24 protein-coding genes are annotated in these 18302 nt (G+C 47.4%); 6 read left to right on the top strand and 18 right to left on the bottom strand.

What is annotated here, in order from left to right:
* Positions 1-9 precede the first annotated feature (9 nt).
* On the bottom strand, positions 10-726 hold the full coding sequence (locus tag BUB81_RS16745) for an SOS response-associated peptidase family protein (RefSeq protein WP_073324510.1): 717 nt from the start codon (positions 724-726) through the stop codon (positions 10-12).
* A complete protein-coding gene (locus BUB81_RS16740) occupies positions 711-1616 on the bottom strand; it encodes a prenyltransferase (protein ID WP_084526676.1) in 906 nt (301 codons plus the stop codon). Before BUB81_RS16740 ends, BUB81_RS16745 begins: the two co-directional genes overlap by 16 nt.
* Before the next feature lie 82 nt (positions 1617-1698).
* Between BUB81_RS16740 and BUB81_RS16735 the strand changes: the two genes are divergently transcribed.
* Positions 1699-2892 carry a GGDEF domain-containing protein gene (locus BUB81_RS16735; RefSeq protein ID WP_073324509.1) on the top strand — a complete coding sequence of 398 codons (1194 nt, stop codon included), beginning with the start codon at positions 1699-1701 and terminating at the stop codon, positions 2890-2892.
* Positions 2893-2896: 4 nt separating this feature from the next.
* Here the strand turns inward: BUB81_RS16735 and rmuC are convergent, their stop codons facing one another.
* Together rmuC and BUB81_RS16725 are read right to left on the bottom strand one after the other, a co-directional pair.
* Positions 2897-4342, bottom strand: a complete 1446-nt coding sequence (gene rmuC, locus BUB81_RS16730) for a DNA recombination protein RmuC (RefSeq protein WP_073324508.1) — start codon at positions 4340-4342, stop codon at positions 2897-2899.
* Positions 4343-4463: 121 nt separating this feature from the next.
* Positions 4464-5996, bottom strand: a complete 1533-nt coding sequence (locus BUB81_RS16725) for a fumarate hydratase (RefSeq protein ID WP_073324507.1) — start codon at positions 5994-5996, stop codon at positions 4464-4466.
* Here BUB81_RS16725 and BUB81_RS22200 point away from each other — a divergent pair.
* The 4 genes from BUB81_RS22200 (at position 5995) to BUB81_RS16710 (ending at position 9658) form a co-directional block, all read left to right on the top strand.
* Entirely contained in the window at positions 5995-6144 is a 150-nt protein-coding gene (locus BUB81_RS22200; protein ID WP_155523169.1) for a hypothetical protein, read from the top strand. The genes BUB81_RS16725 and BUB81_RS22200 overlap by 2 nt on opposite strands.
* 31 nt (positions 6145-6175) lie before the next feature.
* Positions 6176-7597 carry an aminodeoxychorismate synthase component I gene (gene pabB / locus BUB81_RS16720; protein WP_073324833.1) on the top strand — a complete coding sequence of 474 codons (1422 nt, stop codon included), beginning with the start codon at positions 6176-6178 and terminating at the stop codon, positions 7595-7597.
* Positions 7584-8162, top strand: a complete 579-nt coding sequence (locus BUB81_RS16715; protein WP_073324506.1) for a CoA pyrophosphatase — start codon at positions 7584-7586, stop codon at positions 8160-8162. The genes pabB and BUB81_RS16715 overlap by 14 nt, the downstream gene beginning before the upstream one ends.
* A 125-nt stretch (positions 8163-8287) precedes the next feature.
* Positions 8288-9658, top strand: coding sequence for an L-serine ammonia-lyase (locus tag BUB81_RS16710; protein WP_073324505.1), 1371 nt, complete (start codon positions 8288-8290; stop codon positions 9656-9658).
* Positions 9659-9686: 28 nt separating this feature from the next.
* On the opposite strand, the gene BUB81_RS16705 is transcribed toward BUB81_RS16710, so the two are convergent.
* The 8 genes from BUB81_RS16705 to BUB81_RS16670 form a co-directional block, all read right to left on the bottom strand.
* Positions 9687-10124, bottom strand: coding sequence for a hypothetical protein (locus BUB81_RS16705; RefSeq protein ID WP_073324504.1), 438 nt, complete (start codon positions 10122-10124; stop codon positions 9687-9689).
* Positions 10125-10166: 42 nt separating this feature from the next.
* Positions 10167-10715 (bottom strand): zinc ribbon domain-containing protein, encoded by a 549-nt coding sequence (locus tag BUB81_RS16700; RefSeq protein WP_073324503.1) that lies wholly within the window; start codon positions 10713-10715, stop codon positions 10167-10169.
* On the bottom strand, positions 10712-11101 hold the full coding sequence (locus BUB81_RS16695) for a hypothetical protein (protein WP_073324502.1): 390 nt from the start codon (positions 11099-11101) through the stop codon (positions 10712-10714). The genes BUB81_RS16700 and BUB81_RS16695 overlap by 4 nt, the downstream gene beginning before the upstream one ends.
* A 1-nt stretch (position 11102) precedes the next feature.
* Entirely contained in the window at positions 11103-11507 is a 405-nt protein-coding gene (locus BUB81_RS16690; RefSeq protein ID WP_073324501.1) for an MAPEG family protein, read from the bottom strand.
* A 64-nt stretch (positions 11508-11571) separates the two neighbouring features.
* On the bottom strand, positions 11572-12054 hold the full coding sequence (locus tag BUB81_RS16685; protein WP_073324500.1) for a DM13 domain-containing protein: 483 nt from the start codon (positions 12052-12054) through the stop codon (positions 11572-11574).
* A 38-nt stretch (positions 12055-12092) separates the two neighbouring features.
* On the bottom strand, positions 12093-12353 hold the full coding sequence (locus BUB81_RS16680; protein WP_073324499.1) for a hypothetical protein: 261 nt from the start codon (positions 12351-12353) through the stop codon (positions 12093-12095).
* A 12-nt stretch (positions 12354-12365) separates the two neighbouring features.
* On the bottom strand, positions 12366-12818 hold the full coding sequence (locus BUB81_RS16675; RefSeq protein WP_073324498.1) for an acetyltransferase: 453 nt from the start codon (positions 12816-12818) through the stop codon (positions 12366-12368).
* 2 nt (positions 12819-12820) lie between these two features.
* Entirely contained in the window at positions 12821-13453 is a 633-nt protein-coding gene (locus tag BUB81_RS16670; protein ID WP_073324497.1) for a hypothetical protein, read from the bottom strand.
* 212 nt (positions 13454-13665) lie between these two features.
* Here BUB81_RS16670 and BUB81_RS16665 point away from each other — a divergent pair, with 212 nt between their 5' ends.
* On the top strand, positions 13666-14763 hold the full coding sequence (locus BUB81_RS16665) for an NADH:flavin oxidoreductase (RefSeq protein ID WP_073324496.1): 1098 nt from the start codon (positions 13666-13668) through the stop codon (positions 14761-14763).
* A gap of 58 nt (positions 14764-14821) precedes the next feature.
* On the opposite strand, the gene BUB81_RS16660 is transcribed toward BUB81_RS16665, so the two are convergent.
* The 6 genes from BUB81_RS16660 to BUB81_RS16635 form a co-directional block, all read right to left on the bottom strand.
* Positions 14822-15685, bottom strand: coding sequence for an alpha/beta fold hydrolase (locus BUB81_RS16660; RefSeq protein WP_073324495.1), 864 nt, complete (start codon positions 15683-15685; stop codon positions 14822-14824).
* 59 nt (positions 15686-15744) lie between these two features.
* Positions 15745-16104, bottom strand: coding sequence for a 2OG-Fe(II) oxygenase family protein (locus BUB81_RS16655; RefSeq protein WP_073324494.1), 360 nt, complete (start codon positions 16102-16104; stop codon positions 15745-15747).
* A gap of 35 nt (positions 16105-16139) precedes the next feature.
* On the bottom strand, positions 16140-16799 hold the full coding sequence (locus BUB81_RS16650) for a hypothetical protein (RefSeq protein WP_245819253.1): 660 nt from the start codon (positions 16797-16799) through the stop codon (positions 16140-16142).
* Positions 16800-16841: 42 nt separating this feature from the next.
* Positions 16842-17243 (bottom strand): metal-dependent hydrolase, encoded by a 402-nt coding sequence (locus BUB81_RS16645; RefSeq protein ID WP_245819251.1) that lies wholly within the window; start codon positions 17241-17243, stop codon positions 16842-16844.
* Between the two features lie 106 nt (positions 17244-17349).
* Positions 17350-17733: a hypothetical protein gene (locus BUB81_RS16640; protein ID WP_073324491.1), complete on the bottom strand. Its 384-nt coding sequence runs from the start codon at positions 17731-17733 to the stop codon at positions 17350-17352.
* Complete coding sequence (locus BUB81_RS16635; RefSeq protein ID WP_073324490.1) at positions 17726-18241, bottom strand: P-loop nucleotide/nucleoside kinase family protein; 516 nt, start codon at positions 18239-18241, stop codon at positions 17726-17728. Before BUB81_RS16635 ends, BUB81_RS16640 begins: the two co-directional genes overlap by 8 nt.
* Between the last annotated feature and the right edge of the window lie 61 nt (positions 18242-18302).

Here is an 18302-nt window from a genome sequence, read left to right as displayed (position 1 = left end):
TATTAGTTGTTAATCAGGCTCAATGGTAAAAGACTCACCTATCGGCTGATACAATGACGGCTTATTTATCGGTGTTACCGTAAACCGATGTCGTATGGTGGGTTCAAGCAAATCAGATAGGGCTTCAACCGGATGCGCTGCGCAGTCCAGCCAGCGTTGCAGGCTGTTGTCCTCGGCCGATAACATCAGCGGCGAGGCCTTTTCATGAATGGGCATTAATTTAGGATGAGGAGCCAGTGTAACCACTGAGCAAGAGGTTTCAATAAACGTATTCCCATGCGGATCGCGGCCGTGCCATTCGCGATACAAACCGCCCATCGCAAGCGGCGTGTCTTCACTTGCTATCATGTCGTGATAGGTCATCGATGACCCACGCTTTTGAGACTCCCCAAAACCACTTGCTGGGATCACACACCGCTGCTGTCGAAATGCCTGATACCCTGCACTGCCGCGTTTATTGAGTTTGTCGTACCGGGTATTAAACGACGTATATTTAGACGGTATGAATCGCATAACCGGCCCGCGATGATCGGGCTCCAGCAGTAACCACCATACGGCGTTTCGCATTACCGATTTACCGTTGTGCTGCATAACGATACTGACTCGGTCTGTGGCCCGAGTGAAGCGCTTTTTGAGCATGCCTTCCTCTGGCCAGAGTGTAATTTCCAACTGATCGCAGAGCGATTTAACGCCCGGGCTGTCGGCTACATTTAACCTGCCACACATAACAACACTCCAAGTAATGCCGGTGTAAGAAGTGTCATCATAACGTTTTGTCCCATGCCTGCCAAAAATGCAGGCGTGGTTTTATTGAAATCTTTTGCCAATGCATAAATGCGCAAGCCAACGACCATAGGGATCGCTGCGCAGTAAACAAACCACGGTACCTCGAGTAACCATAGACCCGTTAACAGGGCCAAAAGCGCAAATTGCCACTGTACAAAATACACATACGCTGCTGTGCTGTATCCGTGTTGTATTACCAGGTGATTGCGGCCATGCTGCTGGTCTGCTTCAGCATCAGGAAACTGATTTAACAATAAAAGGTTATTGGTTAATAACGTGGGGACCAGTGCCAGTAACATAACCTCAAACGAATGGTTTCCTCCCAACACAACGAAGCAGCCGTAACTCATTAGAAGACCAAACCCCACGCCTGGGGCCAGCAGACACAAAATCGCATACCGATTAAGTATAGGGGTATAAGCAATCACAATCACAAGGCCAAGTAACCCCATGGTGACGAGTTGAAATGGTTGCGCGGTTGATAAACGCATTATGAGCAAACCAGTCACCGCCGTGGCTACAATAAAAAACCAACCCGTTATTCTGACTGCATTTAACACGTCAGGGTTACTGACTAATGCACCACTGCCACCGCTAAAGGGAGTTCTGGATGTATGGAAATCCAGTTGGGATGCACAATCGTGATATTCATTAAGCATATTCACGGCAATGTGTGCAGACAGACCACACACACAAACAAGGCTAAATATTAACCAAGACCAGTCGATATTGAGATAAGTGAGCAGACCAATCGATTGCAACAGGCAACTTACGACCAGAAGCAGAAACGGCGGGCGCATCGTCTGAAAAACCGCACTAACGGTTCGCATTCTATTCTCCTTTAAACACGATTCGGCACGTTTTCACTAAATTCAACTATACTCGAGCTGTAGTAGTGCCATAAGGTTTATCATGGACAGTTATCTTTCGACCAGTATTGATCTAAGCAAAGTAAATATCTTAATTGCTGTATTTTTTTGTTTATGCTGGTTGGTGATTGCAAAACCCCTTCGGCTGTATTATCAAAGTAGCATCCGATTTTCAGCGGCAAATGGATTTTTTGCATTGTCGCTGGTACTTGGTGCACAACAATATGCCTTTGCAGACGCAAACCTCTGGGTTGTAGCAGACCTCACGCTGTTAATCACATTGGTCATGTACAACCTGGCGTTACGCCATTTGTTAGTCCTGCCGTCAGATCCAGGCGTTATTCGTTGGCTTACATTAGGGGCTGCCAGTCTCGCTGTATTACATATCTTAGGCGTAGTTTCGGCCAATTATACCTCGCTAACCCTGTTGCTCATGGCGTTGTTCATGCTCATTACTACGGCATGGATGAAGTACCGCGCGCTTGCTACTGCGTTTAATAATGGCATTGGCGCTATTCTGAGTATTTCAGATATGTCACTGGTGCTTATTGTCGCAATAAAAAGTGTGATGTGGATGGTTGATCAACGTGAGGATGTAATTGCAATACCCTTGTCTTCCAAGAACAGCCCAACCCTGATGTGGGTCTATATCTTACTCATCATATTCATCAATGTGACGGCCGTTGGTACCACTGTCTCTCGATTGATCATCAGAATGAAGCATTTGGCTGAACACGATCAGCTCACCGGATTACTCAACCGTCGTGCATTTGAGGTCAAACTGTACGACTATTTTGCGCTCTACCAACGTTACAATATGCCCTTTAGTATTGTGATGCTCGATATTGATCACTTCAAAAAAATAAATGACAGGTATGGTCACGCATCGGGCGACGAAGCCATAGTAAATACGGCACGCATATTTAAGTCATCTGTCAGGCAGACAGACATCGTGGCCCGATTCGGCGGGGAAGAATTTATTATTTTATTGCCGGGGCAAAACGCAACGGACGCGTTAGAGGTCGCCAACAAAATCGGCCATGCTATTCGCACGACTGCATGGCGGGAAGACACGCCACCGCTTACGGTAAGTGCGGGCTGTGCAGATGTTACTATGGTGAACAGCCAGGATAAATTGCTTACCCTGGCCGATGACGCTTTATATCAGGCGAAACGAAATGGGCGTGATCAATGTGTTATTGCGACGCCTGTTAAGCCAATGGCAGCACAGGCATAGCCACTTATTCGTCTGCGCTATCTTCGTCGTTCATGGCTTCGCTGGCGAGGCGCTTACTGGGTTGAACTCCCAGTTGTCTAAACTGCTCAACCTGGCGAAGAATGTTCCCTCTACCCGACGACAGTTTATTTAAGGCCGCATCGTAGTGTTTTTGCGTGGCCTCAACGGACTTACCAATTTTCTCCATATCACCCACAAACCCCGCAAACTTGTCGTACAGTTTGGCAGCGTGCTGAGCAATTTTTTGTGCATTCTGATTTTGGTATTCGTACTGCCAGATATTATTGATAGTGCGCAAAGCTACCAGCAAGTTCGTCGGTGACACCAGCATGATGTTTTGATTGAGCGCAAGAGTAACAAGCTCCGGATCCGCATCTACTGCCAACAGAAACGCGGGTTCCACCGGTATAAACATCAACACATAATCCAGGGTTTTCAGGGCTTCCAGCTCCTGGTAATCCTTTGCGCCTAACGTTTTGATGTGCGTACGGATCGAGTTAACGTGCTCTTTCAAATAACGGGCACGCTCATCTTCGTCATCACTGTTGAAGTAGCGCTCGTAAGCAGCCAAACTGACTTTGGCATCAATAATAACGTCTTTGTCATTCGGTAAATGCACGACGACGTCCGGCTGTTGTAACTTGCCGTGTTCATTTCGCACAGAGACCTGGGTTTCAAATTCATGGCCTTCCCGCAATCCTGATTCTTTCAGTATGCGCTCAAGCACCACTTCTCCCCAGTTACCTTGCTGCTTGTTGTCGCCTTTTAACGCACGTGTTAATGCTGCTGCATCTTCGGTAATCTGTTGATTCAGCGCCTTTAAGCCTAAAATTTCCGTTTTTAGGGACGCTCGCTCCTGACCTTCTTTGACATACTGATCAGTGACTTGCTTTTTAAAGCCTTCAATCTGGTCTTTCAGCGGGGTTAATAAGGCATCCAAACGCGATTTACTTTCAGTCGTGAAGCTCTCAGCTTTTTGCGTGAAGATCTTATTCGCCAGATTTTCGAACTGTTCCTGTAAGCGTTTTTCTGCACTTTGCAGTGCTTCCAGCTTCTCTGCATGTCCTTTTCTGGCTTCGTCAAACGCAGCTTGTCGCGCTTCGCTGAGTGATTTTAACTCTGTATATTCCAGCTGGAGCGTTTTAAGTTCTTGCTGCAATGACGTGCGCTGTTGCTGCAGTTCCGGTACCAATGCCGCTTTAGAGGCATAGTCCTGATTTTGGGTTTGCAATAGCTGCGCTTGTTGCTTGTATTCGGTTAGCTGCGCCTGCACTGCAGATAAACTGGCCTCTGCCTGTTGCTGAACCTGTTCTAAACGTTGTTGGAGTAAGTCATTGTCTGATTGGGCTTGTTGCGCATGATTTCGCCCTTTTAAGTGACCAATAATCACGCCAAGCAGCAGTGCGGCTAATCCAATACCAGTGTTGAGTATGATTTCGATGTGTTCCATTTCACCTGTCGTAAAAAAAGAACGGGTATCACTGCAGCGTAAACGCCTCAGGTACCCGTTATTGTTCGGAGCACTGCCGGTTTATTGTTACCGGCAGTGTTAACCCTTTATAATCACTGCTTTATTTAGCAGACAGCGCTTTGTCCAGATCGGCAATTTTTGCTTTCCAGATTGCCGGGCCAGTTTGGTGTGCGTTTGCACCCGTGCTATCTACTGCAACAGTCACAGGCATGTCTTCTACTTCGAATTCGTAAATAGCTTCCATACCCAAATCTTCAAATGCAACGACGCGCGCTTTCTTAATGGCTTTAGACACCAAATACGCTGCACCACCGACGGCCATTAAGTAAACCGATTGGTGTTTTGCAATAGAGTCAACCGTTGCCGGACCACGCTCTGCTTTACCGATCATGCCGGCAATACCGGTTTTTTCCAGCATCATGTCGGTGAATTTGTCCATACGTGTTGCCGTCGTCGGACCCGCAGGGCCAACCACTTCATCGCCAACCGCATCAACCGGGCCTACGTAGTAAATGAACTTACCGTTAAAATCTACGCCTTCTGGCAGGCCTTCACCATTTTCCAGCATGGTTTGAATGCGCTTGTGCGCGGCATCACGGCCTGTCAGCATTTTACCTGACAACAGCACGGTTTCGCCTACTTTCCATTCCTTGATGTCTTCTTTAGTGACTTCGTCCATGTTCACGCGACGGGTGTTTTCGCCTACTTCCCAGGTCACTTCCGGCCATTCTTCCAGCTTCGGCGCTTTAAGGTCGGCTGGGCCGCTGCCATCTAAATAAAAGTGTGCGTGACGTGTTGCGGCACAGTTAGGGATCATGGCAACCGGCTTAGAAGCCGCGTGAGTAGGCACAGATTTGATTTTCACGTCAACGACTGTGGTTAATCCACCCAAGCCTTGTGCGCCGATACCCAAATCGTTAACGCGTTTGAAGATCTCCAGGCGCAGTTTTTCATCGGTCGTTTCAGGGCCGCGTTCCATTAATTCCTGGATGTCTACCGGGTCCATCAGGCTTTCTTTGGCCAGAACAGCGGCTTTTTCTGCCGTACCGCCAATGCCCAGGCCTAACATGCCTGGCGGACACCAACCGGCACCCATGGTCGGTAAGGTTTTCACTACCCATTCAACGATGTCGTCACTTGGGTTGAGCATAACCATTTTTGATTTATTTTCTGAACCGCCGCCTTTAGCCGCGATCATGACTTCAATTTTGTCGCCTGGCACCATATCAATATGCACAACAGCAGGCGTGTTGTCTTTGGTGTTCTTACGCGCGCCGGCAGGATCGGCCACAATAGAGGCACGTAACGGGTTATCCGGATTCATGTAAGCACGGCGGGTTCCCTCATCAACCATTTGCTGAACGGTCATGTCGGTCTTGTCCCAGCTCACTGCCATACCGATTTTTACGAAACAGGTAACAATACCGGTGTCCTGACACAGCGGGCGTTTCCCTTCTGCTGACATACGCGAATTGATTAAGATCTGCGCCATGGCGTCTTTCGCTGCCTGGCTCTCTTCTTTCAAATACGCTTTTTCAACAGCTTTAACGTAATCTAGTGGGTGATAGTAGGATATGAATTGCAATGCATCTTCGATGCTGTCAATAAAGTCTTGTTGACGGATTACGGTCATGGCGTCCTCTTATTTTGTGGGCTCACATAGTCATCTAGACGAAGAATCCGTATACTACCGCATGTCGACAGGCTGCACCAATAAAACCATGTCCGACTTTGGTGTGTATAAACAGCCAAACGGTGCATTCTGGCACTGGTTCTATTGATGTTGTAACGGTAACCATCCTAATCAAAACTATGACAAATCCGATTCACTTTACGCCCAGCAGTTTACGCATTACTCCTCTTACCGTTCCGGAACACGTAACGGTGCAGGAATTATTTGGCGCCATGGCATCCCTGCCCTGGTCACAGTTACTGGACTCGGGTGGCAGCACCGCCAGCAAGAGCCGATTCGATATTCTGGTGTGGAGCCCAGCCGTAACCTTGTCGTGTAAAGACGGAAAGACCGTTATCGAGGATCTTCGTGAAGCCGAAATCGCTACTTACAGCGTTTCTGAATCCCCCATTGACGCAGCGATTGCGCTGACTTCATCGTTTGAAAACTCAGTAGATGCGGGTGCCTTGGACGCGTTCAGAGGTTTACCCTTTGTATTAGGCATGGCCGGCTTTATCAGCTACGACTATGGCCGCTACCTTGAACAATTGCCTGACACCAATCCGAATGAATACGCCTGCCCTGACTTTGCAGCGGGTTTGTACGATCGAGCCATTATTTACGACAACCAGGCCAGGCAGTTTTACTACTGTTGCCTGGATTACGTGGAAGCATTTAGCGTTGAAACGCTGCTAGAGACAACGCAAAGCACCCATTTTGCACTAACCAGTGACTGGCAGAGTAATTTATCGAAACAAGCATATTTAACAAGGCTGGAACAAATTCATGATTATCTGGTCGCCGGTGATTGTTATCAGGTAAATTTTGCTCAGCGTTTTAGCGCGAAATATCAGGGAAATGCCTGGGTCGCATACAAGCGTTTGACACAAGCCAATAAGGCGCCCTTTTCTGCGTTTATTCAGCTACCGGAATGCAGCGTTATTAGTGTGTCGCCGGAGCGATTCATACAGTGTAATGACGGCCAAATTGAAACCAAGCCAATTAAAGGCACACGGCCAAGATTCAGTGATGCGGATCAGGATGCAGCCAGTGCTAACGCATTGTTAAGTGCAGAAAAAGATCGGGCCGAAAACCTGATGATTGTGGACCTGTTGCGCAATGATATCAGTAAACACAGTGTGCCAGGGTCGGTAAAAGTCCCTGAATTATTCAGTCTGGAAAGCTACCCGGCGGTGCATCATATGGTGAGTAAGATACAAAGCCAGTTGCTGCCTGACAGCCACCCGCTGGAATTGTTGGCGGCTTGTTTCCCTGGCGGGTCCATTACCGGCGCGCCAAAAATACGCGCAATGGAAGTCATTGAAGAGCTTGAGCCCAGTCGCCGGGCCATTTATTGCGGCAGTGTTTTCTATCTGGGCATTCGCCGCGATCTCGATTCCAGTATTTGTATACGTACAGTACTGGCGGAAAACAACACCTTGTATTGCTGGGCCGGTGGCGGCATTGTGTTAGACTCAAATCCCGAAGAAGAGTTTGACGAGACCCTGGCGAAAGTCGCTAAAATCCTCCCGGTACTGGAGTCCACCCTTGCAGAAAGCTGAGTTTTTAACCCGTTTTCACAGTGCTCCGCCACTGCAACCCGTTCCCGATCATCCTTTGCGAAAGTCCGGGCGCTCAGCGGCTGTGTTAATACCGGTTGTTACTCACGACAATGCCCTTTCCGTTTTATTTACCGAGCGGGCGAAACATTTAAAGCACCATCCCGGCCAGGTGAGTTTTCCGGGTGGGAAATACGAGCCCGGCGATCCCGATCTGGCGTTTACGGCAAAACGCGAGGCCTGGGAGGAAATAGCACTCCCCGACTCACACATCGCCATTGTTGGTCAATTACCGCCCTATCGGACCATTTCTGGCTTTGCTATGACGGCCTTTGTGGCCACTGTAGAGCCAGGTTTCGACTTAATTCCGGACGGCAATGAAGTAAGTGATACATTCGAAGTGCCGCTGTCATTCTTAATTGACCCGAGAAATTACCAAACCGAGTATATTACCCGCGCGGGACACACTTACCCTGTCTACTTCATTCCGTGGCAAAACAAGATGATTTGGGGTGCTACTGCGGCCCTGATGAACAGTCTGGCGTCAATTTTTACTGACAACGCCTAGCCTCTGCCGCTAATGGCAAATCATTTCGATTAATTTTTCTCATGCTACCATTAGCATATCTGAGTTGCTGAGACAGCGTGCTCGCGTCAAACTAACGATATATTAACAATAACAAAGCGTACCCTATGATTAGTGTATTTGATATGTTCAGTGTGGGCATTGGCCCATCCAGTTCTCATACTGTCGGTCCAATGAATGCGGCCGCAGACTTCGCTGCGTTTCTGACAGAAAACCAGCTTATTCACCGAGTCACAGAAGTCAAAACAGAGCTGTTTGGCTCGCTTGGTCAAACCGGTAAAGGCCACGGTAGCGGCAAAGCCGTCATTTTAGGCTTGTTGGGCGATCGCCCGGATACCGTAAATGTGGATACGGTAGACAACGTACTGGCAGATATCGACCGTTCACAAACATTGAATTTAAATGGTCAGCAGGTGATCCACTTTCCGCGAAGTAATGCGATTGTATTTCACCGCAGAAAGAGCCTGCCACGTCATGCCAACGCCATGACATTCCATGCCTTTGAAGGTGAAACGCTGTTGCTAGCTCAAACCTATTACTCTATTGGCGGCGGCTTTATTGTGCGCGATGACCAATGGGATCAGGCTAAGCAAGAAGCCCACGAATTGGTTGCGCAGGTCCCCTATCCGTTCCGTACCGCGCAGGAACTGCTGGGTTTGTGCAAAGAGCACGGCTTGAGCATCAGTGCGTTAATGTTAAAGAACGAAAAAGCGCTGCACCCGGATACAGACATTAAAACCCGTCTCCAGCAGCTGTGGATGACCATGGATACCTGCATTAACCGAGGTATGGATGCAGAAGGTATCTTGCCCGGCGGATTAAAAGTGGTTCGCAGAGCGCCGTCGTTACATCGTAGGCTGACCACTGAATTTTCTAATGACCCGATGCAGACACTGGATTGGATAAACATGTTTGCACTGGCGGTGAATGAGGAAAACGCAGCCGGTGGCCGCGTGGTCACCGCGCCTACAAACGGCGCAGCTGGGATCATTCCTGCTGTTTTGAAATACGTCGATAAATTTATCCGACCGGTAGACAAGGAAATTGCCAGCAGATTCCTGTTAACGGCCGGTGCCATTGGTATTCTCTATAAAGAAAACGCATCGATTTCAGGTGCCGAAGTAGGTTGTCAGGGTGAAGTCGGTGTGGCCTGTTCCATGGCTGCCGGGGCATTAACTGAAGTGCTGGGTGGCAGCATCCAGGCAGTCGAAAATGCGGCTGAAATTGGCATGGAGCACAACCTGGGCTTAACGTGCGACCCTGTAGGTGGCCTGGTTCAGGTGCCCTGCATAGAGCGTAACGCCATGGGAGCGATCAAAGCCATTAATGCGTCCCGGTTAGCGCTTCGTGGCAGTGGTGAGCATAAAGTGTCGCTAGATAAAGTTATTAAGACCATGCGTGACACTGGCTCAGACATGAAAACCAAATACAAAGAAACCGCACGTGGCGGTCTGGCAGTCAATATTATTGAATGCTAATTAACACAACAGAAGACAGGCGCTTCGGTTAAGACCGCTGCGCCTGTTCTTGTTTTGATTGGTCGATAACATTTTGCCAGAGAGCTTTGCGGTTCCAAACATACTGATAAAGCTGCCATAAACCGGGCACAAACAAAAACGGCATGACGAATAAAGCACCTGCATAAATGCCAGCTTCTTCTCCGTTCACCGCCAGTAAATAAGTCGAAAACACTAAACTGGCCGTCACTGATATCGCGAGGAGCCAGAAACTCACCAGCCACACCCAGCGATACAGAAAGGCTTTGTTGTAACGGTTGCCGAGAAACGCAATAAATACCAAACCGATTGCCAGAAAACCACCATACCGGCTTGCGAAGCCACCCGTTTCTGAAACGAGCTTACTGATCAGTTGTGCAAAGGCGAGCACCAGTAATAACGCGAAATACATCCATTCATAGGGTTTTATATTTGCTTTAGCAAACACATCGTTTCCTTCTGTTTTTTCTATTCACGTGACAAGAGAACGTTACTCTTTGCGTTGTTCTTTGCCACACTTCGGGCAAAACATATACTGAGCAGCAATAGATGCACCACAATGTGTACAAAATAGTTCCGTGCTGCTTTTTTGGTGTTGTTTACCCATCACAAAACGGTCAAATGGATCTGTTTCCTTGCCTGGCGCGACAATATCCTGCGCTGAAAATCGATTTTCTGATAATGCATTATAAATATGGTAGCAGCCCGCTACGACAGCAGATGCGATAACAAAGTAGGCAACAAGCGTTACACCTATATTGTCGTCACTGGTGCCAGTCAATAAAATCAGTCCGAATAAACTTCCGCCAAAGAGTTCACTCAACCCTCTTCCTAATGAGGGAGCACGCCCCGTTTTTACTGACGCAATATTTCCATAGTCATCAGCCATGGTAACGCGTTGCACTTTTTGCGATTTAGCGCGATCTTTTATCAGCAATGCAATCTGAGCGGCACGTTCTGGGTGCGCGTTGGCGTCGAGTTGCTGTTGACAGTCAAGCAGCTCTTCAAGCGTATAAGACGTGTAATCGATATCACTCATAGCCTGATTTCCTTTTTCAACTCATCCTGCGAGTGCGACTCGTTGCTCCATACTACGTTAGTCTGTTTTATTCCCAGGCCGATTCTAAATGCCTCCGGAAAGGCCAATTCAGGTTCTCCTATCCACCCATTTTCAATGTACAGGTTATAACCGTTTTCCGCTTTTTCATAGCGCACGGCATATAACCAAATCAAATCCCAGTCACCCAAATATTGTAAATCGCTTAATGCGTCGGGATACGCGCCATTACGGGTTTTGTGAAGCTCAATAAAAGCCACTGCTGAGACAAAGTGCTGTTTCCCGAATTTCGCGTTAACTTCATGCTGTGGAAATGAGCAACTACTCAACATGCACAGGCACAGTATGGTGAAGATTGTTTTATTCATGCTACTTCCCGATAAGTTGAATAGCGCACAATACCCACATGGCTATCACCGCTACGAAATTGATGGTAAAAATAACGCCTCTCAGGCGCACATTGTTAAGTGCAATCTGCACTACGCTGTGGAACACTCTGCCTGCAACGAATATCCACGCTAAGCTTATGAATGCCATGTTATCGGCGACCCCAGCGTACTGTGAAACAAGACAAACCACATAAAAGAACACCGGCCATTCAAACTGATTGCTCAGATTTGCGCTTATCAACGCTTTGCGTGATTCAAGCGATGAAATGACAGCGCTACCGCCGCCCACATGCCATACAGCTGGCGCTCGGGCAAGCGTTAGCAAAAAATACAAAAAAGCACACAGCAACACGTGCGCGAACATGGGTAGAAAAAGCGACATCATAGCGGTTTATCCATAAACACAGTGCCCGTAAACCTATACATAACAAGGTTGCTAGCAACGACCTCTATTTATATCGGGCAGCAGTAATAAACTGTTCAAATGACTCACACCAGACAATCACCGTTGTGTAATCATCAATATTCACGCTTGAGTCTACCTCAACAATAAAGTTTGTGAAGGTTGGGATATCGCCCACCTGAACCAGGTTGGATTTATTCACTTTGAACGCTGACTCCGTATCGATAAACGTGGGTGACAGGTACAATTTAAAATCAGGCCCGGGTGACAACTCGCCATTGAAGGTAATGAAGTCTGGTCCAACGCTCACCTTGCCTTCCCCCCAATGTAAAAAGTCACTGTCGGTGAGATCTTTTGTAAACGCGGTTTGATAAAGGCTATTGGCGGATGCTGCTTGCAATTGTGCCGAGCCAGGTGCTTCGGGCGCAATAAGAATGGGCAAACTGTAGATCCCCACAGCAAAACCTAATACGCCAACAACGACATGAGTTACGGTTAACTTTACCAGCGAAGCTATTTTCAAGTGCATCAACCTTTTACGTTATCAGGGTACTAAAGCGGAGGTTATTAGCAATCTCCACCACCACCGCCGCCATCACTACCACAACTGCTATCGGAAGCTGAACCGGCGGACGTATCCCAATAACCGCCAGATTGCGTGTCGCCTGTCGTGCGCTTTGTACCTTTACCTTTAATAAAACTCATAATGAGTAATAAAGTAAAAAGGAACAACCCGCCTATACTCAGCTCATGAGCCAACTCTGCATCATTGGTATTTATACAAAGTAGCATAGAGGCCAGGAGGCAAAAAAAGTAGACATATTTCATCGCAGTATTCCTTTACAACGTGTCTTCCGATTTCACTTTTGTCGACATATGAATCAATGGAAACGGGTTACCCTGACCATCCAGCGCTGAGCGCCCGGTGCGGTTAAACCCCATTTTTTCGTAGAAGCCAATCGCCATGGGGTTTTGTTCATTGACGTCGACCTTTACGGCTGCCAGATGCGTTTGGGCATAGTGCACCAGCGCTTTACCAATGCCCGAACCGAAATGTTCAGGATGTACAAATAACATTTCGATATTGCTGTCAGCCACTCCAATAAAGCCCGCAGGGTAACCATTAATACAGGCACAACGGAGCGCAACAGCGTCAAAATAGTGCTCTAAAATAAGCGGTTTTAACGCCGAAATGTTGGCTTCTGGCAAGAAATCGTGGGTAGCACGTACAGCGGCTTCCCAAATCTCAATCAACGAAACGTAGTCGTCTGTGGTAGCTTGTCGGATAATCATAATCAACCTTTAACAGTCGAGTTGGTGTAAAAGGCATCGACCTGCTCAGCCAGTGATGAAAGTGGTCGTGCGCCCTCAAAATGACTGGAAGACGTGTTATGAAACTCAATAAACCCGAGCTTTGTTTCTACATCGTATTCACCCAGGGATTCATCCAAAAATAAGTAACCGAGGTTACCGTAAAGCGGGTATTCGTCCTGGCTAAAGTGCTCAAAAAATAGCACTACCCCGAGTTTGTCTCCATCGGGATAGAGGTGGTAGTAGACATCTTCTGCTTTAACCGTGACATCGCCAATTGAAAGGTCATTCAGTAGGCTTCGTCGTTGACGGTACGCAACGACTATCCATTTCTCAAGGTCAGGGGCTGCCTGGCACAATGATTCGACACTCGAAAACGCTGATTTAATGCCACCGGCACTGATAACAAACTCTCGCTTACCATTCTCACGAATGGGGCTGAACTCAAATGTTAAATCCTTATTGACGTTTGCCAGCGCTGTAGTGAGCTTTTCGAAGACCTTTTCCCTGTCTCTTTCAAAATGGAAAATATCGTTGCTGTTTTTTTGAAACCATACCCAGAATTTCTCTTCTTCCGTCGCCTTACCGCCAACACCAAATAGAGAAAGAATACTCATTGTTTATACTGCTCCCTGTATGAATCTACCCAAACTGGTTTGACCTGATCGCGAGCCATTAAATCACTACACTACCGATGAAGTACCCACAAATCAATGAAGTCTCTATTGCTGCGATGTAACTTATAATCCACTATCACAAAATGAAAGTTGTTATCGCAACTTACCAGATTAACATCGTAAAATAATCATACCGTTCGTTAAGGATTTACATGGCGCATACCACTTTGTTTTCACCGTTTGAAACTAGCAAACTCAGCCTCGACAACCGAATAGTTATGGCCCCCATGACCCGTCAGTTTTCTCCAAATGGTATACCTACCAGCGATGTAGCAGGCTATTATCAGCGTCGCGCCAAGGGTGGTACCGGTCTTATCATTACGGAAGGAACAACAGTCAACGACAAAGTGGCTACTATGGACGCCAACATTCCCCAGTTCCATGGAGAACAAGCGCTTGCAGGGTGGAAAAATGTGGTTGAGGCGGTGCACAGTGCAGGTGGAAAAATTATGCCTCAACTGTGGCACGTCGGTATGGCCCGCGTAGCAGAAAAAGCGCCTTTCCCTGAATTACCCAGTGCGGGTCCGTCAGGCCTGTTTAAGCCCGGCAAGCAAGGCGCTGAACCCATGACAGTGGAACACATTGAAGCGGTGATTGAAGCGTTTGCTCAGGCAGCAGCGGATGCCAAAGCCATTGGAATGGACGGTATCGAAATTCATGGAGCCCACGGTTACCTGATTGATCAGTTCTTCTGGGAAGGTACGAACCAGCGCACAGATAGCTGGGGCGGTAATATGGCAAATCGCGGGCGTTTTGCGGTTGAAATCATTAAGGCCATTCGTGCAGCAACGTCAGATGACTTCCCTATTGTGCTGCGCTATTCCCAATGGAAGCAACAAGACTACACGGCCAGACTGGCTCACACGCCTGAAGAACTGGAAACATTCCTCTTGCCGCTCAGCGAAGCCGGCGTAGATGTGTTTCATTGTTCACAGCGCCGTTACTGGGAGCCCGAATTTGAAGGCAGTGAACTGAATTTAGCAGGCTGGACTAAAAAACTAACTGGCAAACCCAGCATTACTGTGGGCTCAGTAGGATTGAACGACGACTTCTTTGGCGCATTCAAAGGTCAGGATTCTGGTACGCGCGCCGTTGATGACTTGCTAGAAAGGCTGGATGCAGGCGAGTTTGATTTAGTCGCTGTTGGTCGCGCCTTATTGCAAGATCCTGACTGGGCAAACAAAATAAAGGAAAACCGCACCGACGAATTACAACAGTACTCGGGTAAAGCACTGGCTACATTGTCCTGAGGACGATGAATTTTAAGTTTATAGAGGCACCAATAAGGTGCCTTTTGTATACCTGAAACTAATCCAGGAGTGACTGAATACTCTTGACTACCAGGTCTCTGTCAGCAATGTGCAAATGATGCTTTTCTGACTCGGAATACACAACAACTGTGTTTTCGGACAACGCCTTAAATTTCGCTTCTGCTTGTTCGAACAGCGTATCCATGGTTTTAGCAATGGCGTCTGGTACGAACGGTGGATCGTAACGTTCTCCTGTGGATTTTGAAAACACAACAATCAACGGCTTGTTACCAAAATCCTGCGCGTCTTTAAGTTGTTCATAGCTTTGCATATGATCAAGTTTTTCCGGCGCCCGTTTGAACATTGGATTTTTAACGCTTTGCTCAAATTGATAATAACCATTCAGCGCTTCATCCTCTGAAGTAAAGCCCTCTGGCCACCGGTTAGCCATTGTATAAAAATAACCAAACGGCGGTGGTGCAATAAACACGGCACCCAGTACCTCTTGATCATATTTATGGTTAAAAGCAGTAATAATGTAGGACGCGTAAGAGCCACCGGCAAAGTAATAAGGTGGCGAAACCCCAGCGGCTTGTAATAACGCATGTAGCCTGTCAGCAGTATCATTCACCGTAAACGGGACAGGTCCCGTCTCACTTTTTCCCAACCCTGAGCGGTCGTAGAGGCACACACTGAAATCGTTTGTCAGTCGTTCAATACTGGGTAACCAGACGCCATCAGAGCCAAAACGACCAAAGCCTTGCTCTAAAATCAGCTTGGGCTTGTCGTTCTCATAGCATTCAAGATATAGGCTAAATCCTCCTACATCGAACATGCCTGATTTCGTGGGTGTTAACTTAGGCTCATTGGCGAAAGCCGAAGAGGAGAATAGCGACAATAATACCAATGTCCTTAATGTCATCAGGTGTCCTTTTTTAATGGGCAACACACTCGCTTATACGCTATCACATTGCCCTGATGTTATGTTTTGCTTCTGATAACCCAGCCGACACTCAGCAAATAACGGTTCCCTTTCAGCACCTTTGTGACTTCATGCTTGCAGGCATCGGGTCGAAACAACTTTATACGTTTTGAACAGTAGATAGGGGTAGCACAAAGAAACTCACCGCCCGATTCAGCCCGTTTTAAAACAATATTCAATCTGTAATGCTTTCCATTAGCTACCTTATCAGTATGCGGCGGCACTTCACAACCTTCAGGAAACCTAAGCAGATAGAGGTCAAACATAACCGGCCATCGCAAGCCAGCAAGTAACATCTTTTCGTATCCCGTTTTTTGCCTGCCCCGCTGCCAACGGAAAAGCGAATGACCTAATCCCATTTATACCCCTAACGTTTATACTTGCACGCCAGCGCTCAACTCCCTGCTGGAGATCGCTTTATCAAACTCACGCCGATAGCGATAAACCAGATGATTTGCGTTATGCCGAATATCTCAGTGAATACCTCAGCAGGATAAATAGTTGCAATACCAGCCAAGCCCACAAAACAACCTGTATAGTTGACAGTGTTACCAAACATACGCTGTTTTAACGCAGTGATACTTGTAAGTAACACCCAAACACCGCCAACCAGCTCGTTTCCGCCTCCCAGGCTTTCGACAAGCATAGACACCACACCCCATAATCGATAGGCTTCTTCATTGCTAACAGCAGTAGTGCTAACAGCGTGCGACATACCAATGGTTGCAATCATCCCACTGGCAATCACCAAACATACCCAGATTTTCCCGAACAGCGTCCCCATTCTCAGCAAACGATTTTGTGTTTGATTCACGCAGCTACTCAGTATGTCATCGATTGCGATAACCACGACTGCCAGTAAAACCCCAAAGATCACGTAGATTGTGAAATAAGCGATCCATAACGCATTAACATTCTGGGTTACAAACGCCATAACCACATCAGCCTCATTGCTTGCGGGGAATGACACCATTGCACCAAAATAAACGAACGCGCAAACGTAGATCAGCGCCATTAGCATTGACGCCGTACCAGCCAGTTGGTTGCTACTCAAAATTAGATCCTCATTTTTTGGAATTAGGTGGCAAAGTTCTTGTTAATAGTTCCGTTTTACACGCCACTGAACCACATAAAACATACCACCGCCCACCAGACCACTGTACAAGCATAATTTATGAAGCAAACTTACAGATATGACACCCAACCATGGGTTGTCCACCGATATTGGATAAAAGGGCTCCACGTCTGCGTGCATCAAGGCATCCAGCGCCACGTGGCTAACACTCCCTACAAAAGCGCTCATCATGGCGGCGTGCCATGATATGTGAACAGGGTTGTTCGCCTTGGATACGCCTATTACACGCAAGCCGATTTCCGAAAGGTATTTGCCCGTCAGGCACGAAAAAACAGCAATTAAACACGCGCCTATAAACGTATGCGTAAATCCATGAATATGACCATGCCCTCTTACCATGACCCAAAGAGGCTGTAAATCCATTACAATTTGCGTCCAGCCAAATACCATTAAGCTGAAACTACTTTGCAATATTGCTTTCAGTAGTATTCCAGGACCCATGTGGAAAGGCGTAAATGGCATATCTCTGTTATGTAGGGTCAGCCTGATTCAGGAAGGTCTTTCTATGATAGATAAGATATCCCCAGGTAATCGCAAATATCCCCGTGCCAAACGGAAAAAACAGAGCATAGGGTAGCGACAATATTAATGACCAATAGAAATACCATCGGGCTCGAAAACGATTAAACAACAAAATCACAGCGCCCATACATGCGGTAAATGGACTTATAATCAGAATAATTGCGGCTGAAATCAGTTCTTGCGAAATGGCACCCGCCAGCACTTTGGGATCATTCCCTACCGTAAAGTTGGGGTCTAAAGCCATGAAAATGAGTTCGACAATACCGACGACAATCGCAATAACAAAAACGCCGAAAAGTACCGTACTCAAAACGGCGAGATTCTTATTCATTGGAGTCCTTCAAAGGGCTGTTACCCGAGGTCACAATATTCAAATTTTCATGTAACGCTGGCGCTTCAAAATACCCAGAAACAAGCCGGAACATCGCTTCAGTATCAAACTCACCTCGTTCCGGTTGTTGGCGTCGGCGCTCACCAATTTGCGCCAAACACTGCTCGTCAGAGATATCCAGGTAGTACATTTCATGTTGGCATTCAGCCTCGGCACACACGCGCAAAAACCAACTGCGCTGTTTCACCGTGTTCGCTGGGAAGTCCATCACAACGTTAACACCTGATTGCAACAGCGACACCACATGCTGTTTTATGAACGGCTTGATCAGGTTCGAATAGGTAATGTAGTCATTGAAATCATGAATAAGAGACGGGTAATGGGCTGCCAGCCATTCGTCTTCAGAAAGCAGTACTGCACCATGTTTGCTTGCCACCTGTCGGGCCACTGTTGACTTCCCTGCCCCCATTTTTCCGCAAAAGAAAAACAAGGTCCCTTTGTTGCGCATAGAGCATTCCTATGTCAAGCGTTGGTTGTTTGTGTAACATACGGGAAAGCCATTCAACGTG

The sequence above is a fragment of the Marisediminitalea aggregata genome (assembly GCF_900129565.1).
Lineage (GTDB): Bacteria > Pseudomonadota > Gammaproteobacteria > Enterobacterales > Alteromonadaceae > Alteromonas > Alteromonas aggregata.
The sequence above is the reverse complement of the archived record's forward strand: the minus strand, read 5'-3'. Positions and strand labels throughout refer to the sequence as shown.